At 55.4% G+C, this 22,883-nt stretch carries 24 protein-coding genes and 1 tRNA gene; 23 read left to right on the top strand and 2 right to left on the bottom strand.

All coding sequences use genetic code 11. The features are described from left to right. Window positions 1-13: 13 nt before the first annotated feature. Window positions 14-745 carry a transcriptional regulator VisN gene (gene visN, locus RRU01S_RS08415; RefSeq protein ID WP_081880032.1) on the top strand — a complete coding sequence of 244 codons (732 nt, stop codon included), beginning with the start codon at window positions 14-16 and terminating at the stop codon, window positions 743-745. A gap of 11 nt (window positions 746-756) precedes the next feature. After that, the gene (gene visR, locus RRU01S_RS08410) at window positions 757-1,497 is read left to right on the top strand and encodes a transcriptional regulator VisR (RefSeq protein ID WP_052816032.1); all 741 of its coding nucleotides are present in this window, start codon (window positions 757-759) and stop codon (window positions 1,495-1,497) included. Between the two features lie 72 nt (window positions 1,498-1,569). Here the strand turns inward: visR and RRU01S_RS08405 are convergent, their stop codons facing one another. Beyond that, complete coding sequence (locus tag RRU01S_RS08405) at window positions 1,570-3,492, bottom strand: O-linked N-acetylglucosamine transferase, SPINDLY family protein (RefSeq protein WP_045229823.1); 1,923 nt, start codon at window positions 3,490-3,492, stop codon at window positions 1,570-1,572. A gap of 45 nt (window positions 3,493-3,537) precedes the next feature. Here RRU01S_RS08405 and RRU01S_RS08400 point away from each other — a divergent pair, with 45 nt between their 5' ends. The 18 genes from RRU01S_RS08400 (at window position 3,538) to fliQ (ending at window position 20,277) form a co-directional block, all read left to right on the top strand. After that, window positions 3,538-3,795 carry a hypothetical protein gene (locus RRU01S_RS08400; RefSeq protein ID WP_131367777.1) on the top strand — a complete coding sequence of 86 codons (258 nt, stop codon included), beginning with the start codon at window positions 3,538-3,540 and terminating at the stop codon, window positions 3,793-3,795. A 74-nt stretch (window positions 3,796-3,869) separates the two neighbouring features. After that, a complete protein-coding gene (locus RRU01S_RS08395; RefSeq protein ID WP_045229821.1) occupies window positions 3,870-4,748 on the top strand; it encodes a flagellin N-terminal helical domain-containing protein in 879 nt (292 codons plus the stop codon). A gap of 272 nt (window positions 4,749-5,020) precedes the next feature. Next, the gene (locus RRU01S_RS08390; protein ID WP_045229820.1) at window positions 5,021-5,899 is read left to right on the top strand and encodes a flagellin N-terminal helical domain-containing protein; all 879 of its coding nucleotides are present in this window, start codon (window positions 5,021-5,023) and stop codon (window positions 5,897-5,899) included. A gap of 321 nt (window positions 5,900-6,220) precedes the next feature. Next, the gene (locus RRU01S_RS08385; protein WP_045229819.1) at window positions 6,221-7,099 is read left to right on the top strand and encodes a flagellin N-terminal helical domain-containing protein; all 879 of its coding nucleotides are present in this window, start codon (window positions 6,221-6,223) and stop codon (window positions 7,097-7,099) included. A gap of 272 nt (window positions 7,100-7,371) precedes the next feature. Then, window positions 7,372-8,337 (top strand): flagellin N-terminal helical domain-containing protein, encoded by a 966-nt coding sequence (locus RRU01S_RS08380; protein WP_045229818.1) that lies wholly within the window; start codon window positions 7,372-7,374, stop codon window positions 8,335-8,337. Between the two features lie 190 nt (window positions 8,338-8,527). After that, window positions 8,528-9,172, top strand: coding sequence for a hypothetical protein (locus RRU01S_RS08375; RefSeq protein ID WP_052816030.1), 645 nt, complete (start codon window positions 8,528-8,530; stop codon window positions 9,170-9,172). After that, entirely contained in the window at window positions 9,165-10,430 is a 1,266-nt protein-coding gene (locus tag RRU01S_RS08370) for a MotB family protein (protein WP_045229817.1), read from the top strand. The genes RRU01S_RS08375 and RRU01S_RS08370 overlap by 8 nt, the downstream gene beginning before the upstream one ends. 8 nt (window positions 10,431-10,438) lie before the next feature. Continuing rightward, window positions 10,439-11,680: a chemotaxis protein gene (locus RRU01S_RS08365; protein WP_045229816.1), complete on the top strand. Its 1,242-nt coding sequence runs from the start codon at window positions 10,439-10,441 to the stop codon at window positions 11,678-11,680. A 1-nt stretch (window position 11,681) separates the two neighbouring features. Then, entirely contained in the window at window positions 11,682-13,148 is a 1,467-nt protein-coding gene (fliK, locus tag RRU01S_RS25005; RefSeq protein ID WP_052816028.1) for a flagellar hook-length control protein FliK, read from the top strand. Then, the gene (locus RRU01S_RS08355) at window positions 13,078-13,659 is read left to right on the top strand and encodes a transglycosylase SLT domain-containing protein (protein WP_045229815.1); all 582 of its coding nucleotides are present in this window, start codon (window positions 13,078-13,080) and stop codon (window positions 13,657-13,659) included. Before fliK ends, RRU01S_RS08355 begins: the two co-directional genes overlap by 71 nt. A 278-nt stretch (window positions 13,660-13,937) precedes the next feature. Beyond that, window positions 13,938-14,609 carry a transcriptional activator Rem gene (rem, locus tag RRU01S_RS08350; RefSeq protein WP_045229814.1) on the top strand — a complete coding sequence of 224 codons (672 nt, stop codon included), beginning with the start codon at window positions 13,938-13,940 and terminating at the stop codon, window positions 14,607-14,609. A gap of 264 nt (window positions 14,610-14,873) precedes the next feature. Further along, a complete protein-coding gene (locus tag RRU01S_RS08345) occupies window positions 14,874-16,139 on the top strand; it encodes a flagellar hook protein FlgE (protein ID WP_045229813.1) in 1,266 nt (421 codons plus the stop codon). Window positions 16,140-16,158: 19 nt separating this feature from the next. Further along, the gene (gene flgK, locus RRU01S_RS08340; protein WP_045229812.1) at window positions 16,159-17,607 is read left to right on the top strand and encodes a flagellar hook-associated protein FlgK; all 1,449 of its coding nucleotides are present in this window, start codon (window positions 16,159-16,161) and stop codon (window positions 17,605-17,607) included. A 1-nt stretch (window position 17,608) separates the two neighbouring features. After that, a complete protein-coding gene (locus RRU01S_RS08335) occupies window positions 17,609-18,640 on the top strand; it encodes a flagellar hook-associated family protein (RefSeq protein ID WP_045229811.1) in 1,032 nt (343 codons plus the stop codon). A 54-nt stretch (window positions 18,641-18,694) separates the two neighbouring features. Continuing rightward, window positions 18,695-19,042 carry a flagellar biosynthesis regulator FlaF gene (gene flaF, locus RRU01S_RS08330; RefSeq protein WP_045229810.1) on the top strand — a complete coding sequence of 116 codons (348 nt, stop codon included), beginning with the start codon at window positions 18,695-18,697 and terminating at the stop codon, window positions 19,040-19,042. Further along, entirely contained in the window at window positions 19,039-19,485 is a 447-nt protein-coding gene (gene flbT / locus RRU01S_RS08325) for a flagellar biosynthesis repressor FlbT (RefSeq protein ID WP_045229809.1), read from the top strand. Before flaF ends, flbT begins: the two co-directional genes overlap by 4 nt. Continuing rightward, window positions 19,479-19,904, top strand: coding sequence for a flagellar hook assembly protein FlgD (gene flgD / locus RRU01S_RS08320; RefSeq protein WP_045229808.1), 426 nt, complete (start codon window positions 19,479-19,481; stop codon window positions 19,902-19,904). Before flbT ends, flgD begins: the two co-directional genes overlap by 7 nt. A gap of 106 nt (window positions 19,905-20,010) precedes the next feature. Then, window positions 20,011-20,277 (top strand): flagellar biosynthesis protein FliQ, encoded by a 267-nt coding sequence (gene fliQ, locus RRU01S_RS08315; RefSeq protein ID WP_045229807.1) that lies wholly within the window; start codon window positions 20,011-20,013, stop codon window positions 20,275-20,277. A gap of 114 nt (window positions 20,278-20,391) precedes the next feature. Here fliQ and RRU01S_RS08310 read toward each other — a convergent pair. After that, a tRNA-Thr gene (locus RRU01S_RS08310) sits at window positions 20,392-20,466 on the bottom strand. Between the two features lie 153 nt (window positions 20,467-20,619). On the opposite strand from RRU01S_RS08310, the gene RRU01S_RS08305 reads away from it, so the two are divergent. From RRU01S_RS08305 to RRU01S_RS08295, 3 genes are all read left to right on the top strand, one after another. Next, the gene (locus RRU01S_RS08305) at window positions 20,620-20,844 is read left to right on the top strand and encodes a hypothetical protein (protein ID WP_045229922.1); all 225 of its coding nucleotides are present in this window, start codon (window positions 20,620-20,622) and stop codon (window positions 20,842-20,844) included. A gap of 182 nt (window positions 20,845-21,026) precedes the next feature. Next, window positions 21,027-22,319 carry a UDP-N-acetylglucosamine 1-carboxyvinyltransferase gene (gene murA, locus RRU01S_RS08300; RefSeq protein ID WP_045229806.1) on the top strand — a complete coding sequence of 431 codons (1,293 nt, stop codon included), beginning with the start codon at window positions 21,027-21,029 and terminating at the stop codon, window positions 22,317-22,319. Window positions 22,320-22,429: 110 nt separating this feature from the next. Next, on the top strand, window positions 22,430-22,867 hold the full coding sequence (locus tag RRU01S_RS08295; protein ID WP_045229805.1) for a DUF2948 family protein: 438 nt from the start codon (window positions 22,430-22,432) through the stop codon (window positions 22,865-22,867). Window positions 22,868-22,883: the final 16 nt, after the last annotated feature.

Genomic DNA, 22,883 nt, shown 5'->3' with positions numbered 1-22,883 from the left:
AGGGCGTAGGCTATTGAAGGTGGATGTTGATGTTCGCAGGCTTTCTGCTACGCCGTTTGACAGGTCGGTGAGAGCGTTGCCGCGCGACCAGCTTATCCGCAATATTTCCATTGCGGCTGGAGACGGCAACGTTACAGCTGCGATCGAGATGATCTCGTCTTACGCTGGCGCGTCGCACTATCTTTTGGCACGCGAAGATCTTTTGCAGGAAGCGGGCCTCAATTTCATCCTGACGTCCGACTGGCCGTTCGATCTGGTCCGCAAGCTGGGCGCAGAGCTGACGAACAATCAAAACCGTGTCAGCGAGATGGAAAAATGCCTCTCGCTTCTGAAGCCGCGCATGCTGTTTCTGCCGGATGACGCGGTGATCCCTGAAGGTGTCGATCGCAAATATTGCGCGGTGACGTTCTGCGTCGGCCGCATTCGCTTCTCGCTTCTGATGCTGTTTGCAGAAGACAGCGTGCCGGTGGATGATCGCTTGCAGGAAGCTGCCATGATGGCCGGCTATTTCGCCAGTTCGGGCATCGTTGCCGAATCGCGCGTAGAGCGCGATATCGACCTGACCGAACGGGAACTCGAATGCCTCTTCTGGATTGCCGAAGGCAAGACCAGCGACGAAATGGCCACAATTCTTGGCATTTCGCGCAACACCATCAACAACTACATCACTAGCGTCATGCGCAAGACGGCAACCAAGACCCGCTCCGAGGCCATTGCCTATGCGGTTCGCAATAATTTTGTTTAAGGGTGGCCCGCATGGCGTATTACAAGGAGGCTGAGGCTGCGATCGTGGGGCAGGGCGCGCCTGCACGCAGCTCCATCAGCCGGTCCGATCTCTTCCCCAAGCTCGTGGCTATCCAGCGTATCTTAGGCGCAAAGAACTTTGTCGTTCTCAGGGCTGTCGCATCGGGCTTTCCCAACAAGCGCAAGCTGTCATGCGAGTTGGAAAACTGGGGTATGAATGCCACTGAACAGAGCGCAAAGCTGGTCAGGGTCATGGGCGAAGCCTTGCTCGATCATCTCGAACGCTCGCTGATCCCGGTGACCTGGAAAAGTGAAAACGGCACCGGCTTTTCCGATATTCCAGACGTCGCTGCTCTTATGCTGAGACTGGCCAATGACGAGCTGTCCTATCCGGGTCTGGCGCTGCCGGTTCGCTTGGGCACGATCGGCAACGGCTATGTGATTTTTTGCGGTGGTGGACTGCTGCTCGATAACGAGCTGGTTTTGGAGCAGCACATCAAATGCACCGAGGTGATGGTCGATCTGCTCGCCTTGGATGAACGCCGGGTCACGCCTGCGGAATCCCTGAGCGAGCGCGAAGTCGCTTGCCTGCAACTGGCCGGTGATGGCCGCATCAGCGAAGAAATAGCCGTCAAGCTCGGACTGTCTGTCCACACCGTCAATGCCTATCTCGGTTCTGCGACGATCAAGCTCGATTCGGTCAATCGCATCCAGGCGATCGCAAAGGCCATTCGCATGGGCTACATTCACTAAAACGCACACTGCTGCGCGAAGAGGTAGCAAGGGCCTGAAAACCGATGAGGATTTTCAGGCCAAACGCCGGTTTTATCTGGCGTCGAAGGGTGCGGTCCGCGCGGGAAGAGCCGGAACATCGAAATGGTCGGGCTCAGCGCCAGCCTTTGCTCGTTCGTACATCGTCTCATACGCAGCCTCGAGATGTCGGCAATAACGCTCGGCATCGAACAGCGGCATCATGAACCGGTTGGCGTCGATGCGGTTGCGGATGTCCTTGAGCGGCGTTGGGTCCAGCGCATAGGCAACGGCCTGCTCGACATAAGCCGCTTCATCTTCCGCAATCAGTTCCGGTGCTCCGATGGCGTGAAGCAGGCTTTCGCTGACGCGGGATGCGAAGTTTGTGCCCTTGGTGGTCAGAACCGGCAGGCCGGACCATAGTTGTTCCGACGTCGTCGTATGCCCGTTGACCGGGAATGTATCGAGGCCGAGATCTGCCACGGTGATACGGTTGAGGTGAAGCTCGAAGTCCAGCTTTCCCATAAAGAACACGCGTTTGGCGGATATACCCATGGCCAGAAATTTGGTCAGGATATTTGTTTTGCTGTCCTGATTGTTATGCAGAATCCAGATCACGCTTTTTGGAGCGCGTTTCAAGATTTCGGACCACAGTTCGGCCGTGTGTGGCGTGATCTTGCGGTTTGCGTTGAAAGACGCGAAAACGAAAGCGTCTTCCGGCAGCCCCACGTCAGCACGGCTGATCTGTTTTGCCAGCGGGCGATTGACCGGGTCATTCGGCTGGTAGGTTTCCGGCATCCGCACGAATTTCTCGTAGTAATGGGGCTTTGAGCTGTCCTGCAAAACGTAGTGATCGCCGATCACGTAGTCCAGATCGACGTTGACAGTCGAGCCTGGGAAGCCGATCCATGCGACCTGGATGGGAGCAGCACTCATGTTGAGGATGGCTGTGCGGTTGCCGGCGGTATGCCCCTTCAGGTCAACGAGGATGTCGATGCTACGTGCCTTGATGTCGGCGAGCGCTTCTTCGTTGGTCATGTCCTTGATGGTGACGACATGCCCCCAAAGCTCGCGATCGGCCTGGTTGCTTGCAAGAAGGTCGGAGTCCGAATGGCAGAACAAGGTGACCTCAAAGCGACCGCGATCATGCAACTCCAGCACGCGGCGTATGAGCTTCATGGTCGCGTGTTTGTCGAAGAAGTCCGAGGACAGATAGCCGATCCTGATCTTCTGTCCCCATTCATGTGGCATGCTGCGGCGTTTGGCGCTCATCTCGGGCGTGAAAAACGGCGTGTTGCTGCGTGCCAGCTGGTTAATGTGCTCGTCACCGCTCCAGTGCAGGTTGAAGAACGTGCCATCGAGCGAAATGAAACCCGTATCGCCGGAAGCAATCGCTTCCTCGATGATGGGCGAATGCTTTTCAATGGCGTCGAACTTGCTGTGTTCGCGGCAGAAGGTCAGATACATCAGGCGCACGGCCTGTTGGCGCGGCAATTTGGAAAGAAGGATGCGCGCTGTTTCGATGTCCTTCGGATCAAACAGATCCCAGGTCGTAATTGCGATACGGGCGCCGAGCTTCATGTGCTCGATCGAGTCGCTCTTCATCAAGACGCTTTTCAGCGCACGCGCGATTTTGGGCTCTCCCCGCTCCAGCAGGATCGTGCCGACGATGTAGCAAATCTCGGGGTATTTGTGGAATTTGTGAATCAGCTTGTTGGAGAGCGCGAGCGCCTTGTCCTTTTGCCCGCCGTCGTAATGGAGCTTTATACTCTCCACGAGGTAGCTTTCGGCGTCCATGCCACCCTGCTGGAAGGCCAGCTCGTAGGATGTTGCTGCCTGCTCCGGCATGCCGATCCGCAAACAAGTTTTCGCCAGCAGCGCGTAGGTTCGCGCATCGCGGTTGGTATCGATCAGCTTGTTCAGCGTCGTCAGGGCTTGGGTGTACTGACCGGTCTTGAAGTGTTTCGACGCGGCTGAGTAGCTGATTTCGTTTAGCATTGGTCCCGTTCTATCCTCTTGCCGTCCCTTGCCCAGACAGTCGCCATGACGCGCGCAAGTATCGGAGACTTTGAATATCGCGAGAACCCTATCTGGCGAACCTTGCTTGAAACAGGTCTCCCGTTCGCGATGGGTGTTTCACCTTGGTTAATCGTCGTTTCCAGCGTTTGCGCGCTATTAACCAACAAAAGCGACGGACCCGGCTCTGCCAGCGAAATTAAGGACTTGGAAATCCTTGCCGCGCATTTTCATCCCTACGTGACGGGTTTGGTGTCCAAAGAAAAACGGAACCGAGTGGCATGATGCCGAACCGTTCGCGCCGGTAAATTAATCCGGCATGTCCCTCAACTTGTACCGCGTATTAAAGGGGCACTCTTATGTCTAGCATTAACTTCAACTCCAGCGCCAACTCTGCACTTCAGACGCTGCGCAACATCAACACCAACCTGAGCAAAACCCAGGACCGCGTTTCGACCGGCCTGAAAATTGGCGATGCTTCCGATGGTGCAGCATACTGGTCCATCGCGACCACGATGAAGTCCGACAACAAGGCGCTCGGCGCAGCAACTGACGCACTGGGCGTTGGTGCAGCAAAGGTCGACACCGCTTACGCCGCTATGGACAGCGCGATCGACGTCGTCAACGAAATCAAGGCAAAGCTGACAACTGCCAGCGAATCGTCTGTTGACAAGGAGCAGGTTCAGCTCGAAATCACCAAACTTCAGGAACAGCTGTCGTCTATCGGTCAGGCTGCTTCGTTCAACGGTGAAAACTGGGCCGTTCAGGGCAGCGGTTCGTCCACGACTGTTGTCGATGGCTTTATCCGCAACACGGATGGTACTGTCAAGGTTACGACAGCAACCTTCGATGCCGGCTCTTACGCCATGTTCTCCCAGATTTCCTCCGCCGGCGTTGGCACGGGTGGTCTTCTCTCTGCAGTCATGACAATTGCTCTGACGGCAACGTCTACGCAGGGCCAGGTCGACACGTTCCTGTCGACTGTTGAAACTGCGCTGAGCAGCATGACCAAGGGTGCAGCTGCTCTGGGTGCACTGTCCACACGTATCGACCTTCAGGATCAGTATTCCAGCAAGCTGAGCGATGCGATGGATGCAGGTATCAGCCGTCTGGTTGATGCGGACATGGAAGAAGAATCTGCCCGCCTTTCGGCTCTCCAGACCCAGCAGCAGCTGGCGATCCAGTCTCTGTCGATCGCGAATTCCTCTTCGCAGAACATCCTCACGCTGTTCCGTTAATAGCGCAATCAAATTTAAAAACTGGCCGGACCGAAAGGTCCGGCCTTTTTGCGTTTCTAGTTCCTTAACAAAGTATTACTAAATTAATTTCAAAATTAACTCATTTTTTACTGATTGTTTGGAAGTTTTTAACCTTAACAATGTTAGATCAGGTTACCAAAGCGACGGCCGAATGTTTACTATATTGCTCGGCAGGCATGAAGCTGATCGTCGTTTACCGGTAAAGCCGGAATGTCCCTTCAATTATTCTTGCCAAAGGGGCAAATAATACTATGACCAGCATCCTGACTAACCCATCTGCAATGTCTGCACTTCAGACTCTGCGCACGATCAATACCAATCTTTCTACAACGCAGGACCGCGTTTCGTCTGGTGAAAAGGTCGGTAAGGCTGCCGATAACGTCGCTTACTGGTCGATCTCCACAACCATGAATTCCGACAACAAGGCTCTTGGCGCAGCAACAGACGCTCTGGGCGTCGGCGCAGCCAAGGTCGACACCGCTTATGCCGCCATGGACAGCGCGATCGACGTTGTTAACGAAATCAAGGCAAAACTGACGACCGCCAGCGAAACATCTGTCGACAAGGATCAGGTTCAGCTCGAAATCACCAAGCTTCAGGAACAGCTGACTGCAATCGGTCAGGCCGCTTCCTTCAACGGTGAAAACTGGGCCGTTCAGGGCAGTGGATCCACAACGACTGTTGTCGATGGTTTCATTCGTGACTCTGCGGGTTCCGTTAAGGTAACGACAGCAACTTTCGATGCTGGCACTTACGCCATGTTCTCTGCGATTTCCTCTGGCGTTGGCACCGGCGGTGTTCTCGGTTCCGTCATGGACGTTTCCCTGGCGAGCAACTCGACACAGGGCGAAATCGATACGTTCCTGACGACTGTTCAGACTGCCCTGGATAAACTCACAGACGGTGCAGCTGCACTCGGTGCTTTGTCCTCGCGTATCGACATGCAGGACGACTATTCTGGCAAGCTGAGCGATGCGATCGAAGCCGGTGTAAGCCGTCTGGTTGACGCTGACATGGAAGAAGAATCTGCGCGCCTTTCGGCTCTGCAGACCCAGCAGCAGCTGGCGGTTCAGTCTCTGTCTATCGCCAACTCTTCTTCGCAGAACATCATGACCCTCTTCAGAGGCTAATCGACCCTTATCTGAAATCAGAAAGCCGCGCTTTGCGCGGCTTTTTTTTTTAATAAAAATTAACATCGATACGCTCGAAATTATCATTGTTTAACAGTATCTTATTCTTAGTTAACGGTAGCGGGCATCCTTAAGTGTTCGTTCATGAAGGTAAAAGATTCCCTTCGATTAAAGTTTTGTTAACCATAAAGTTGTTTTCTGTGGTCATCGAAACAGCGCACCGGCCACTCTCAAGGTCGGGAAGCATGAAGCTGCCTGCTGCGTTTCCCGGCTGGACCGGAATGTCCCTTCTAAAAGATTTGCCAAAGGGGCGACCTGAAGATGACGAGTATTTTGACAAACACCTCTGCAATGTCTGCCCTTCAGACGCTGCGCTCGATCAACGTAGACCTCTCTAACACACAGGACCGCGTCTCTTCCGGTTACCGGGTCGGTCAGGCGAAAGATAACGTTGCTTATTGGTCCATCTCCACCACCATGAACTCCGACAATAAAGCGCTGAATGCTGCTTCGGACGCTCTGGGTGTGGGTGCCGCTAAAGTTGACACCGCCTATGCGGCGATGGAAAGTGCGATCAGCGCCGTTGACGAAATCAAAGCAAAGCTCGTGACTGCCAGCGAACAGTCCACCGACAAGACCCAGATCCAGCTGGAAATCGGCAAACTTCAGGAACAGCTTTCGGCCATCGCACAGGGCGCTTCCTTCTCCGGTGAAAACTGGATGGTGTATGGCCTGGCCACTCAGGCCAGCGTTGTCGATGGGTTCATTCGCACCGCAAGCGGCGGCGTCAGCGTCACCACAGCGAAATTCGACATCGGTTCTTACGCGATGTTCCAGTCGATCAATGGCGGCGTCGGCTCGGGCGGTATTCTCGGCAGCATCATGAGCGTTGCCCTGACCAGCATGTCCACGCAGGGCGAAATTGACGCATTCATGAACATCGTCGAAACCGCGATGAGCGGCCTGACGGACTCGGCTGCGGCTATTGGCGCGCTTCAGACCCGTATCGACCTGCAGGATAATTATTCCGCCAAATTGTCTGACGCGATGGAATCTGGTGTCAGCCGACTGGTCGATGCCGACATGGAAGAGGAATCCGCCAAGCTCTCGGCGCTCCAGACGCAGCAGCAGTTGGCGATCCAGTCGCTCTCGATTGCGAATTCTTCGGCGCAGAACATCATGACACTGTTCCAGCGATAAGCGTCTGGTACCAAATAAGAAAACCGCGCTATCTCAAGGGATGGCGCGGTTTTTTGTTTATTGGGAAACCGAAACAACGGTTTAGACACCGCCGATGACGCAAGCCTCGGCATAGCTTCGGATGGTATGGTACTTGCCACAGGATTCACTTTTCGTTAACCGCTCATGAAGCGGTGGTCTGACGATTGGCTCCTATGCCTCTTCATGATGAGAGTGCGGTTTTCGCCAGATTGATTGGCATGTTCTGACACTCCCTGCCAATGTAGGTACCCATGACCAATATTCTTTCCGCTGGCTATGTGCAGAGCGCGCTGCAAACTCTCTTGTTCAGCGACGATACGCTGACGAAAACACAAGCGAGGGTGACCTCCGGTTTGAGGATTGCGTCGGCTGCCGACGATTCCGGTTATTGGTCGACGGCAACCAATCTGCGCTCCGACGGAAACGTTCTGACCAGCGTGGGTGATGCTTTGAACTTGGGCGCATCCAAGGCCGATACGGCCTATGAAGCCGTGACCTCGGTCATCAATGTCGTCGATCAAATCATGACGCAATTGACCACGGCCTATGAGCCGGGCGCCGACCGGGAAAAAATCAACGGTGCCATCGGCGCTCTGAAAAACAACCTGCAATCCGTGACGCAGGCCGCCAGCTTTTCGGGCGATAACTGGCTTTACAATACCAGCGATCAGCTTCAGCCGGAAAAGCGCGTGCCGTTTGCCTTCCAGAAAGATGTTTCCGGCTCCATCACCTTGCAGTATCTGACCGTCAACACCGCACAAACAACGCTCGTCGATAGCAGTGATGCAAGTCGCGGCCTTTTGACTGCACCGCTTGACGCCAGCGCCCGCAATCCCGATTCGAGCTCCGCCGCACGCGAGTATTATCTACTGGATGCTGGCTCACCCACGGGCAAAACGGGCAGCGAAATTGGCGTTTCGCAAACCACGACCAAAGACGAACTCGATGATATGGTCTATGTCGTTGGACAATTGTCCACCAAGTTGAACCAACTCGCTGGCTCGATCGGTACCATGTCCAGCAGGATTGATCAGCAAACGACCTTTGTCGGCGCGCTGAAAGATTCGATGGGCAAAAGCGTCAGCCGTCTGGTGGATGCGAATATGGAAGAAGAGTCCACCAAATTGAAGGCGCAGGAGACGCAGCGCGATCTGGCCGTTCAAGTGGTGTCGCTTGCCAACAACCATCGCAAGAGCCTTGCCAGTCTCTTTGCGTGATCTGCGGCAGGGTTCATCCTCGCACAAGTTTGACCCTCTAGTTTGAGACACTGAATTGCTGCCTCGTTTTTGCGCGTTCCCAAGGAGGGCGCAAGGCGATTTGGTCGGCTGTAGCTGAATGCCTTGCGGATTATTTCATGAACGTCTCATCTGAAGAAAAGACAAGCGCGATGTTGGGCGGAGAGCATCTATGAGCGGAGCGCTTGCCAAATATCTCAAGGACTTCAGTCAGTTCGTGCCGCCGGAGGCACCGAGCGCGTTTGATCTCGACATGCCCGTCTCTTCCTTTGAGAGTGATTTTTTCGCTGAGCCGGAAATCGTCGTCGATCTGGAAGAAGAAAAACGCAAGGCCTTTGCAGAAGGCGAAATCGCCGCGGCCCAGCAGGCAAAAGAGGCTCACGAAAACGAGCTTGCAGCATTGCGCCTAGCTCATGCAGCGGAAATCGAAGCGATCAAAACACGCTATGAAGACGAGATCGCGACGCATCTTGCGACGTCGGTCATTTCGATGAAGCAGACGATCGCGGCCGATGTCGAGCAGGTTTGTCTTCGCCTGTTTGGAATGGTGATGGAACGCGACTTCGCTGAGAAGGCCGCGGCCGATGTCTCTGCCAAAATCCTGCAGGAGATCGAAGGCGGTTTTGCCGGCACGATCAAGATCACCGGTCCCGACGCGCTTTTATCGCACATCCGGGAAGCTTTGGGTGATGTCGACAACCAGGTCGATTACGATGTTTCGACCGATATTGATGTGAAAGTTCAGATGGATAACTCGGTCCTGATGACAAGACTTTCTGAGTTTTTCCAGAGCGTAAGAGGTTTGGCGGATGAGTGAAGGCGAAAATCACCATCACGGCAAAAACGAGATCATCATCGTCAAACGCCACAAGGGCGACCACGATGGCGCTCACGGCGGCGCGTGGAAAATTGCTTATGCCGACTTCATGACGGCCATGATGGCGTTCTTCCTCGTCATGTGGTTGGTCAATGCCTCGAACGAGGAAACAAAGGCGTCCGTCGCCAGCTATTTCAACCCGATCAAGCTGACCGATGAAAAGCCTGCCGACAAGGGAATGAAGCAGCCGGCGAAAACGGCCAAGGGTGAACAGACCCAGCAGACCTCCGACACCAAATCCGAAAAACCGCAGGATGCCGCAGCGGCCGCCAGCGGAGAGGACATGACATCGTCAGCGGGCGATAAGACAGCCTATTCCGAAGCGGCATTTTTCGAGAACCCCTATGCGGTTCTGGCGGAGATTGCCCAGGAAGTCGGGCAGCAGGCCAATGTCAGCGCCAAGGGCGAGGGCGGTGCGAGCCAATCCGGCCCATCGACCGGTGCGTCTGGTGGCGAAGCCTATCGCGACCCGTTCGATCCGGATTTCTGGAGCAAACAGGTCGACGTGCCGCCGCAACCGGCAACTGTTGTCACGCAGGATACCGCGCTGCCTCAGAAAGAGCAAAAGGCTGCGGACGCGAAGGCAGCCGCCGCAAAACAGGATATCGCCGATGTCATCAGTGATAGCGAACCGGTAACACCTGCGCCGACCGCCGCGCCCAAGAACGCAAAGACCGAGCTCGCATCCGTTCAGAAAAACCAGATGCCGGACGAAGCCGCCGACGTAACGGACGCAGAAAAGAAAACGACCGACGAACTGCGCGACGAGATTGCCCAGCAGGTTGCCGGCGTCGCGGGCAAGCTTGCGGAAGGGATCGTAGTGACGCCCGCCGAAGGCGGCACGCTGATCACGATTTCGGAAAAGGCCAACACCTCCATGTTCGATGTGGGTTCGGCTGTGCCGCAGAAGACGCTGGTGTTGGCGATGGAGAAAATCGGCGAGGTTCTGAGCAAGCAGAAGGGAGCCGTCGTCATTCGCGGTCATACCGACGCGCGTCCTTACAGCACGGGTGGAAAAGACAACTGGACCCTGTCCATGGATCGCGCCCATGCGGCTTTCTACATGCTGTCGCGCGGTGGTCTGGACGAAACCCGCATCAAGCAGCTCTCCGGCTTTGCCGATCGCCGCTTGCAAAACACCGATGATCCTTTGAACGGCGCAAACCGTCGTATCGAAATCTTACTTGAGGATAGTTGAGGCAGCGGATGATGAAAGCAACCCGCATAGCTGTCTTGTCTGTGTGCATTCCGTGGCTGGCCAGTGCCGGTTACGGTTATGCGCAAAGCGATCTGCCGCCCTCCAAAATCTTGCGCTCGCTACAGTTCGTGCAGGACTCGGTGGTCATGGGCGATCATTCCGCGCGGGAAATGCAAAAATATCTTCTCGAGACCATTGACGCCGCTCTGCGCACGGCAGACCCGGCGATCTTCGAGGATTCCGACAATGCTGACGCAGCGCTCGCCTACATCATGAGCGGTGGCAATCCACAAACGCTGGATTATCTCGTCGCCCGTGACGTTCAGGGTCATTTCGATACGCGCGTGATCAACGTCTTGCAGAAATATTTCAGCGGAAGAGGCATTCAGGCCGAGAAGGTCATTTCCGACCTTTTGCCGGAGTACCGCAAAGGCGTGCTCGGCCCCTATCTGATGCTGATTGCGGGCAACATCACTGTCACGCGTGATCCGGTGGCGTCCCTGGTCTATTTCGACGATGCGCGTTTGACGGCGCCGGGTACGATCATCGAGGAGGCTGCCTTGCGCCGCTCGATCATCGCCATGATCCAGGCCAAGCAGCCCGAAAAGACGTTTTCCTACGTCAGAAAATATGCGGTGAGATTTCTGCATTCTCCCTACGCGTCTCAATTCGCCGATCTCTTCGTGAGCTTCGTTGTGGATGGATATGGCGCTGTCACCAAGGAGAACATCGAGGAAATTGCGCAGCTGATGGATGATGATCGGGCGGAGGAAATCTATCTACGCATCGCCCGTCAGGCCTCGTTGCGGGGGCAAGTGGAACTGGCGCGCTTTGCGACAGAGCAGGCGAATGCCCTGTTGCCCGAGACCGGCGACAGTGTCCGCGCGCCTTTGTCGAAGCTTTATTCCGGCCTGGCGAGCGTTTCGAGCGATGCCGTTCATAGCGCCAGCGCCTCGCTTTCGAGCATACCGAGCAACGAGCTGTCGCCGCGTGATCTTGCTTTGCGCGATGCAGCGCAGGCCGTTGCGGAGCAGATCGTTCGAACACCGACAGCCTCACCATCACCGCAGGCTGGTGGCGAGAACCCGGTTGCCGAAAGTGGTGCTGCTCCTCAGGCTTCGGACACGGTGATGAAGCCACAGGAACAGACAGAACAAGCCGCCGCTGGCGCGCCTTTGAAAGAATTCTTCGACAAGAGCCGGGCGCGATTGAGCGAGATCGATTCCTTGTTGAAGCAGGAGGAGAGATAGGGTGAACGTAGTATCAACGATCGTGTCCGCAAATTCTGACGCCACGGCTCAAGCAAGCCGGCAGGGCAGGGATACCGCGTCCAAGGACAAGGGGTCCGGCTTTTCCGAGACGTTGGGCTCGTTCGACAAGGCTCCTCCAGCCCGGCAAAACGCCGGTGGGAATGCCAACGCTGCCAAGGACGACGCCCAGCCGCAAGTCGCTGAAGATGACGCTGCACCCGCGCAGACACTGCCACCGGCACCCGCCAATCAGGCCCAGCCGGTGGTCAGCAAACCTGTCACGACACCAGCGCTTTTTCCGGTTGCCACAGGTACCGTTACCGTTGCGTCACAAGATCCAGCTTTGCCGATTATCACCCCTGATATGACGATGGAGGCACCTGTCGTGGCAGCCGTGCCGGCCACAACCGTGCCGGTCACCGAGGCGGGGAATGACACCGCACTTGCGCCTGTTATGAGCGATCTTGCAAAACTGGTGACAGCCCTGACCAAAGCTGCGTCCGCATCCGTGACATCCAAAACGGACGGCGATACGACAGAGGGTGCAACGGACGAAGTGATGACCGATGGCGACGCGGTTCCAGCCAGCCCTGCAAACGGAAACATGGACCTTTTGGCGCTGCTCGCATCAACGGCGATGCCGCCGCAGTCCGATCAGGCGCCTTTGCAGAATGCAGGTTCGACACAGGACGCAAAACCGACATTGGGTAATGTGTCCGGTGCGCTCGCTACGGACCCATTGATCGAAAGTGGCGCGACGACGACATCCGTTGTGAGACTGCAAAAGCAGGATGCTCCCGGCATCGATTTCCATTTCGAAACGAATGAAGACGGTTCGACAAAGGTTGATGTCGCCAAAGCCGCCGGTGATGCGATTGATGTGGTCCAGGTCGTGGAGAGCAGGCGCTTCGTCGGACTTGCGCCGACGACGAATGCAGCGGCCATCACCAGCGCCATGTCGTCTGACCCGGATTGGGCAACCAGCATGGCTGGCCAGACGACCAATGGACCGATGATCGCAAGCACGGGTCAGGTCGTTCACGTTCTGAAAATCCAGATGGCACCGGTGGACCTGGGGCATGTAACGGCGGCCTTGAAACTGGTCGGTGACGAGCTGAGCGTTCAGCTCACGGCGCACACGCTCAAAGGCTATAGCGAGCTTCAGAAAGACAGCAGCAGCATTCTTGATGCCTTGAAATCTCAAGGGTTTAACGTCGAGCAGGTGACTGTTTCCATGGCCAGCGGCGCAGATCGCCAGGACACCGGCACGAACAATAGACAACCGGACACAGGCCAGCAGGGTGCTCAGCACAATCAGCGTGGCCACGAAGAAAAGCCCCAACAGCAACAATCATACAGGCAGGCAAGTGGCAACGCTCGCGAGGAGGCCATCGTCAATGACAGCACTTCAACGGCTGAAACTTCTGTTCGCCCTACCAGCGCTCGCCCTGACCTCGTTTACCTGTGATGCATCCCAGACTGCAACGCGCCTGGACTGCGAACGTCAGATCCAGGCGGCAGCCGGTCAGTATGACATACCAGAAGGCATCCTCTATTCCGTCGGACTGACGGAGACAGGCCGCAAGGGGTCTCTCAGCCCCTATGCCATCAACATCGAGGGGAAGGCCTTTTTTCCGGCTAGCCTTTCGGAAGCCTATCAGCTGGTGGAAGACGCACGACGCAACGGCGCAAAGCTGATCGACATCGGCTGCATGCAGATCAACGTCTACTTCCACGGCGCGGAATTCAAATCCGTTGCTGAAATGTTCGACCCCGCAAAGAACGTCGCTTATGCCGCCCAGTTCCTCAGACGTCTCCATAACAAACACGACACCTGGACCATGGCGGTAGCAAGATACCACGCAGGTCCGAACAACGACCCCGCTCAACAGCGGTATGTCTGTCGTGTGATCAGCAATCTCGTCGCCACTGGCTACGGTCAATGGACGGTCAATGCGAGAAACTTCTGCGCCGCTTGAACAACCTTTAGTTGTTTGGTGGACCCTTTTTAAGACTCCAAAAGAATAAGGCGAGATTCAGTCAAAAATGGCGACGCAAGCGCTAACTGACTTGACATGCGTTTTTCCACCAAAAAAATATACGGATTTTTGAAAAGGCATACTAGATATAGATCAAATCGGAACAATATGGTTAATCAATTATTAATAAATACCTGTGCTTTTTTGTAGTTGTGAGAGATTCCCACGATTCGTACACCCGGCTTGTAGATTGGCTACACTGATTCGGAGGCGGACGAATGATCGTGGTAGTTGATGAGCGGAAGCTTGTTAAGGACGGGTACACAGCCCTATTTGGGCGAGAGGGAATTCCCTCGACTGGATTTGATCCAGTAGAATTTGGCGAATGGGTAACGACGGCGGCGGACTCTGATATTGCAGCTATCGAGGCATTCCTGATTGGTCAGGCGGAGACAACTCACGAGTTGCCGCGGACGATCCGGGATCGCTCTCAGGCGCCTGTAATCGCAGTTAGCGATCATCATTCTTTGGATGCGACGCTGGCGTTGTTTGACTGTGGCGTGGACGATGTCGTTCGCAAGCCAGTCCACCCCAGAGAAATACTGGCACGTGCGGCAGCTATTCGCCGCCGTCTTTCGGTACTCACGCATTTCACAGATGCTGGTCCGATCCGGGTGTTCTCGGATGGCCGCGATCCTGAGGTCAATGGTGAAGTTTTCGCCTTGCCGCGCCGCGAGCGTCGCATTCTCGAATACTTAATCGCAAATCGCAGCCGTCGCGTCTCGAAGTCGCAGATTTTCAACGCGATTTACGGCATTTTCGATGAAGAAGTCGAAGAAAACGTTGTCGAGAGCCACATCAGCAAGCTGCGCAAGAAACTGCGCAAGAAGCTCGGTTTCGATCCAATCGATTCGAAGCGGTTTTTGGGTTACTGCATCGACTGGACATAAAGCTCTCTCCCGGACCGCGTCTGGTCCTGGTCACATGCCTTCGAATAATTCCATGTCTCACGCCGTCGGCTCCCAAAGCCCTCGGCGTTTTGCATTTCTGGAACCAGCTGCGGCGGCTTGCTGATTCACACGGCAAACGTGGCAAAATACGATTGGTTCCATCAAAGGTTTCTTTTTTTCTTTTTTCCCGCAGCAGTGAAAACAGACAGCCTCACGCAAGGCCCGCATCCTAACTTTGGGACAGACAGGAACAGAGGATTCGGAATGAGCCTTTTTGGAACGATGAAGACGGCCGTATCAGGCATGGGAGCTCAGGCAAACAAGCTGGGAACAGTCGGCGACAACATCGCCAATGCCAGCACGACTGGCTATAAAAGCGCATCGACGGCCTTTTCCTCGCTGGTGTTGAACTCCGGCGGCGGCGGCAGCGGCAACTATAACTCCGGCGGCGTAGAGACGACGACCAAATATTCGATTTCTCAGGCAGGCGCGACGGTGGCAACCCAATCCGCGACTGACCTTGCAATCAACGGCGATGGCTTTTTCGTCGTCCAGGACCCTTCCGGCAACATTTTCCTGACGCGCGCAGGTTCCTTCACTCAGGATGACAACGGCAATCTTGTCAATGACGCTGGCTTCACGCTTTTGGGCTATCAGAATAACGGTACGACCCCAACAACTGTGGTCAACAGCTATGATGGTCTCGTTCCGGTCAATGTGTCTGCAAAGGGCCTGACCGCTACCGCATCCACAGCGGGCTCACTGACAGGCAACCTGAACTACTCGGCTGAAGTTGCTGATCAGAGTCCCAGCGACCCCAACGCCACGATCGATCTGACGCAGAGCGGCATCCTCAAGACCTCTATGACCGGTTATAATGCCTATGGTGAGACAGTGAAGTATGACTTCTACTTTGCCAAAACGGACGAGAACGAATGGGAAGTCACTGTCTATGACGCGTCCAAGTCGACCAACGGAGGCTTTCCGTATTCGGAGGGGCCGGTCGTTGACGCGACCACGATGAACTACGATGGCGGAACTCTGACCGACCCTAAGACGATCGAGATCGTCGATCCAGATAACGACCTCAATATCACCATCGACCTGTCCGGGATGACGCAGCTCTCCGGTAAATCGACAGGTGATGGCGGGGACATCAATGGAAATCCGGCTGAGGCTGTAAAGTCCATTTCGATTGACTCCGATGGTACTGTCTATGCGACCTATGCAACGTCCTCGGCACGCGCGCTCTATCAAATTCCGCTTGCCGATGTTGCGAGCCCGGATAAGCTCTCGGTTCTCTCTGGCAATGTGTATCAAACCAGTGCGGATTCTGGCGTCGTTACGCTTGGGTTTGCTGGGTCGTCCGGTTTCGGCGACATTAACTCCAAGCAGCTGGAATCGTCCAACGTCGACATCGCGACGGAATTGACGGAGATGATCCAGGCCCAGCGCAGCTACACAGCAAACTCCAAAGTCTTCCAGACCGGTTCCGATCTGATGGAAACTCTCATCAATCTGGTTCGGTAAAGCTTTAAAGGACGGGTGAATGTCGCTTGCTTCGGCGCTAAATACGACAAAGGCAACTCTGAGCAATACGGCTCTTCAGAGTGGTGTCGTTTCGAACAATATATCGAATGCCAGCTCCACGGATTACAATCGCCGGGCAGCAGTCACGACCACAAATACGTCTACGGGCGCCATGACGGTCAAGATCGAGCGGGTGGAAGATGCGGCGCTTTTGAAGCAATCTCTGGCAGCGGCATCTGACGATGCCGGCAAGCAGGCTTTCCTCGATGGCATGAATTCATTGAGCGTCGTTCTTGGCGGTCAAGATTATACAGCTGCACCCTCTACCTATCTATCGGCTCTTCAGAACGCGTTGCAAACCTATGCGGCGTCTCCAAGTGATGTGACACTGGCCTCTGCCGCTATTAGCTCGGCCAGCGATGTTGCAAACTCCCTGAACACCGCGAGCGCAGCCGTCCAGCAGCTGCGAGGTGACGCCGATACAGAAATCGCTACGACTGTCGGCAAGCTCAATCAGTTGTTGTCCGATTTTGAAACGGCAAATAATGCCGTTAAAGCAGCGACGGCAGCGGGTGGCGATCCGAATAATGCGCTTGATCAGCGGGACGGGTTGCTCAAGCAAATTTCATCGATCGTTGGCATTTCAACGACGGTGCGTTCTAACAATGACATGGTCATCTACACCAGTGATGGCACGACGTTGTTCGAAACGAACCCCCGTCAAGTTTCATTCGATGCCCAGGCAGCGTATGATGCTACCTCTACAGGCTCAAGAATCTACATCGATGGCGTTGCCATCAAGACCGGCGCGGGCAGCAACACCAGTTCGAAGGGTAGCCTTCCAGCCCTGTTGCAGTTGCGCGATGAGGTTTATCCGACATACCAGACGCAGCTCGACGAGATCGCTCGCTCTGTCATGAAGACCTTTGCCGAAACCGACGGTAACGGTGATTCCGTCGCCGGCCTGTTCACGACACGCGATGGATCGGTCGTCGATTTCGACGCTGACCCGGCCACAGCCATTCCAGGCCTGGCCGGTCTGATCACAGTGTCGGCTGATGCGACCGCAACGCCTGTCAAACTTCGCGATGGCAGCATTGCGGGCGATAGCCCCAACACCGAAAATTCCAGCGGTTACTCCGACCTCCTTTACAAATATGCAGCCGGTCTCAACGCCCAGATGGATTTCGATCCGGCTGCCGGTATCTCGACCAATGTCAGCCTCTTGAGCTTCGCGACCGATTCCGCAGGCTTTGTGGAAGAGTATCGCTCCAATGCCACATCGGCTGCGGAAAGCACCTCGGCCATGCTGAACAAGTCGAAGGAAGCCTACTCCAATTCGACCGGCGTCAATCTGGACGAGGAACTCATCCAGATGCTGGACATCGAACAGTCCTACAAGGCCGCCGCAAAGCTGATGTCGACCATAGACGACCTGTTGAAGACACTGATGGAGGCCGCGAACTGATATGAAGACAACACCGATCTCTTCTCTCTCCATTAGCACAGCCATGCAGCTGACCGTCTCCAACGCGCAGACGGAAATCACCAAGCTGCAAAAAGAGGCCGTGACCGGTACCTATTCGGATGTGGGCCTGGAACTGGGCACCCGCACATCCACCAGCCTGGACTACACCCGCGAAAGCGGTCGTCTCCAGTCCATCATGGATGCCAATGCCTTGGCTGAGCAGCGCATGGACGCGTCTCAGCTGGCAATGGAAAACATGTCGTCTTCGGCCCAGAGCCTGCTCAATTCGGTCATCGCGCTCAGCGGTAACACGGACGCCAGCAGCTTGAGCGTTGCCCAGACCACGGCCAAATCGACCCTTGAGAATTTCGCCAGCTATTCCAACACGGCGGTGAACGGGGAATATCTGTTTTCCGGCATCAACACCGATGCGCAAACGTTGAGCGACAGTTTCATCGACGACATCAGCGCCGACTTCAAGACAGCTTTCGACACGCAGTTTCCCGATCCTTCGGCGGTGACGGCGGATGATATGAAGACCTTCCTGGCCGACTATCAGGACAACTTCGACTGGTCGGCCTGGAATAACGCATCTGTCGATGCGGCCGGTGAAGGCACAGTCATGAGCAGCCGCATTAGCACTTCGGAAACCGTATCCACATCGGCCAGCGCCAATTCGGACGGTTTCAAAAGCCTTGTGCTGGCAAGTGTGATATCGTCACAGCTGGTAAACTCCGGTTTGAATTCCAGTGCGCTTGCTGTCGTGAACGACACCACCACGAGCCTGGCCGGAGCCGCAATTTCTGGCATTGATACGCAGCGGGCAAAAATCGGCCTGTCCCAGGAACGAGTGGAAAAGGCGAATACCTACATGAGTTCGCAAAAAACGATCATCGACACACAGCTCACGAACCTTGTTGGTGTCGACACCTATGAGGCATCCACACGCCTTACCACACTGCTGAATCAGGTTGAGACATCATACTCGATTACGTCGAAGATTCAGGGCCTTAGCCTCGTGAACTTTCTCTAGCGAAAACAGATAACGCCTATGACAGGTGGCATTAAGACCATGAAGGAAAGATGAATGTTCCAGTTTTCATATGCGGAGATAATGGAGGATGACCCCAATATCGCCCGCGATAGAGAAAGACAGGTTCTAGAGCGATCGATCGAACTTCTCGCCGTTGCCAAACAGCATGATCACTACGGCAAGGACGGTATCGAGGCGATCTTCTACACAAGACGCGTTTGGACCAGGCTAATCGACGACCTCAAGCAGGCCGAAAATGAGCTTCCTGTTGAACTAAAAGCCAACCTGATATCCATCGCTATCTGGATTCTGAGAGAATGCGAGCAGATCCGCAAACGTAAATCGAAGAATTATCAGGGCATTATCGACGTTACAACCATCATCAAGGATGGATTAAAATGAAAAGTACGCTGCGCATCTCTCTAAAGTCTGGGGAAAAAATCTTCATCAACGGCGCTGTCTTGCGCGTTGACAGGAAAGTCTCCTTGGAATTCCTGAACGACGTGACCTTCCTTCTCGAAAACCACGTCCTGCAACTTGAAGACACCACGACACCTTTGCGGCAGCTCTATTTCATCGTTCAGATGATGCTGATCAACCCAGAAGGCAAGGAACAGTCGCTGTCGCTGTTCCGCAAGTCGATCACGATGCTGCTGACCACGTTCAAGAACGAAGAAATTCGCTCTGAACTGAAGCGGATCGACGCGACCGTGTCGTCTGGTCGTCCTTTCGACGCGCTCAAGACCATTCGCGGTCTTTATGCCAAGGAAGAGGTCATTCTCAACAGTCATGAAATCACCCCTGCGGCGGTGAATGAGCTGAGAAGGGAAATTGCACCATGGTAGACGCCATCACGGGTACCAATTCGACGACGAACACGTCGTCCACCACGGCTGCGTCCAAAACAGACGCGCAGAAGGCATCGCTGGATTACGACAACTTTCTCCAGTTGCTGATCACGCAGATGAAGAACCAGGACCCGACAGATCCCATGGACGCCAGTGAACAGGTGGCACAGCTTGCCACCTTCTCGCAGGTGGAGCAGTCCATCAAGACGAACACCAATCTTGAAAGCCTGCTGTCGGCCAATTCGCTGTCGAGCGCCTCTTCATATATCGGGAAAACGGTGACGAGCGCGGACGAGAAGACCACAGGCGTCATCTCCTCCATCAAGGTAACGGCCGATGGCCTGAGCGCCACCACGACATCCGGTGCGACGATTGCCATCACACAGGGCATCAAGATCGCCGAAACTCCTGCTTAACCATCAGGCTCGAATCATATACCGTCCTTTACAGACGGAAACGGCGTCACAGAATGAGATGTCTTCCACTCGGCTTCGTGACGCCGATTAGATCGAGCGGACTGAGATGAACGAGGCCGATGCTCTCGACATTATGCAAAATGCCATCTGGACCATTCTGGTGGCATCGGGCCCGGCTGTTCTGGCAGCCATGGTCGTCGGTATCGTCATCGCATTCATTCAGGCGCTGACCCAGATCCAGGAAATGACGCTGACATTCGTGCCCAAGATCATCGCTGTCATGCTCGCGATCGGCATTTCCGCGCCCTTCGTCGGCGCCCAAATCTCCATGTTCACCACAATGGTCTTCTCCCGCGTCCAGTCGGGATTCTAGCATTTTTCGGCTCACGGCGCTCTGACCCGGCTTTTCATATGGGAACGCTGGGAAAACGTATGCCATATCAAGCAACGTCCTGCCATTGAACATGTCAGCGATTTTTTTGAAAAATGGTGCTGCGAAAGAGGATTGAACTCTCGACCTCTCCCTTACCAAGGGAGTGCTCTACCACTGAGCTACCGCAGCATCGGATGTCGAAGCAGGTGCTTCACATCAAGTTGGGGCCTATTGCCATAGGTTTATGACGAGTGCAAGCCGCAATGTGAGACTTCGTCATTCCACGGTGCAAAAACCGGCGGGGGCTGTTGAAAAGGCGTGAATTCGGCTATGGGTGCGCGCATGGACGATCATCACGATAATCAGGCAGATAAAGCCGAGCACCCATCCGGGCAAAACGGACCGGGCGACCAGGCCAAGCGGCAAGAGGCCGAGCGCAAGGCGCGCGCGGCGAAGAAGCTGCGCGAAAACCTGGCGCGCCGCAAGCAGCAGGCCCGGGCGCGTCGCGCAGGCGAGGCAGATGAAACAAATGGTCTGCCCGCCGCAAAAACGGACGAATCGTGCTGACAAGAAACATTCATCAGAAATTTGAACTGGCGCCGAGTTTCCTTTACTGCGTAGCCTGACGGATAACGCGGCAAAGTCGCTCTTTAGACCAATTTAGACCGGATATCATAGAGCGGATGGGCAGGAGAGGCCTACCCGCTGCAAGCACTCAGGAAAGGCGGGCACAAAGCTCGTAGGGACGCATGGATCGCATCAGAATAACCGGCGGTAACGAACTCAACGGCATCATCCCGATTTCGGGCGCAAAGAATGCGGCTTTGCCGTTGATGATCGCGTCTCTGTTGACGAGCGATACGCTGACGCTTGAAAACGTGCCGCATCTGGCAGACGTCGAGCAGCTCATCCGCATTCTCGGCAACCATGGTGTCGATATCGCCGTCAACGGCCGTCGCGAAAGCCAGGGCGAGGGCTATTCCCGCACCGTGCATTTCACCTGCCGTACCATTGTCGATACCACGGCACCCTACGAGCTGGTGTCGAAGATGCGCGCAAGCTTCTGGGTCATCGGCCCGCTTCTGGCGCGTAACGGCCAAGCACGCGTCTCCTTGCCCGGCGGCTGCGCCATCGGCACCCGCCCGGTCGATCTGTTTATCGAAGGCCTCGAGGCACTCGGTGCGACGATGGAAATCGACAGTGGCTACATCAACGCGACGGCACCATCAGGCGGTTTGATCGGCGCGACCTACACATTCCCGAAGGTTTCGGTGGGTGCCACGCATGTCATGCTGATGGCAGCATCGCTGGCCCGCGGCACGACGGTCATTCACAATGCAGCGCGTGAACCTGAAGTGGTCGACCTTGCCGATTGCCTCAAGGCCATGGGTGCGAAAATCGAAGGGGCAGGGACCTCTACCATCACTATCGAAGGCGTCACATCGCTGTCTGGCGCGCGCCACCGCGTGCTGCCAGACCGCATTGAAACCGGCACCTATGCCATGGCTGTTGCCATGACGGGTGGTGATGTTCTCTTGGAAGGCACACGGGCGTCACTGCTCGATAACGCGCTTGATACGCTGAAGCTTGCCGGTGCGACCATCACGGAAACGGAAACCGGCCTGCGCGTCGTGCGCAACGGCAATGGCATCCACCCCGTTGATGTCGTCACCGAGCCGTTCCCCGGCTTCCCGACGGACCTTCAGGCGCAGTTCATGGCGTTGATGACGCGGGCGCAGGGCGTGTCGCACATCACCGAGACGATTTTTGAAAATCGCTTCATGCACGTGCAGGAACTGGCGCGTCTGGGTGCCAAGATTTCGCTCTCCGGCCAGATGGCCCGCATCGAAGGCGTGTCGCGCCTGAAAGGTGCGCCGGTCATGGCAACCGACCTTCGTGCGTCCGTCTCGCTGGTCATCGCCGGTCTCGTGGCGGAAGGTGAAACGGTCGTCTCGCGCGTCTATCATCTCGACCGCGGTTTCGAGCAGCTGGAAGAAAAACTGACGCGTTGCGGTGCGCAGGTCGAGCGCGTCAGCGACTAATACTGTCCTCTCATCGAGGCCCGATGGTTGTAGACCGGGCCTCGACTGCCTATCTCCAAGTCACAATTGGATATAAGCGGCCTTGTCCGCACAAGGAGGGCATAGACACGATGAGCGGCCTTAAATTGATGGCGCTGGATGGAGAAGATCTCTCCATCATCTCGACACACATGCAAGACAGCGTCTTCAAGCTGAAAGACGCCTCGTTTGATCGCAAACACGGTCAGTTTCTGCTGTCCGCCAACCGTTTCGTTTGGGAAAACGGCAGCAAAAAGAGCCAGCCGAAAGAGCGCTGCCGCAGCGTCTTTGCGTTAAAGCGCGTCGGCACTGTCCGTTCCTACGGCTTTGATCGCGACAACAAAGAACAAGTTCTGTCGTTGCTTGCGGTACAGTTCAAGAAAAATGGCGAAGGTCCGGATGGAACTGTGGAACTGACGCTTTCCGGCGGCGGCGCGATCGCGCTCGATGTCGAATGCATCGAGGCGCAGCTGGCAGATGTCAGCGGTGGCTGGGAAACGGCATCGAAACCGCATCACCCCGAAGACTGATCTTATAAAGCAGGCG

Source organism: Agrobacterium rubi TR3 = NBRC 13261, from assembly GCF_000739935.1.
GTDB classification, from domain to species: domain Bacteria; phylum Pseudomonadota; class Alphaproteobacteria; order Rhizobiales; family Rhizobiaceae; genus Agrobacterium; species Agrobacterium rubi.
Note: the sequence above shows the minus strand (reverse complement) of the source record. Positions and strands in the feature narration are given on the sequence as shown.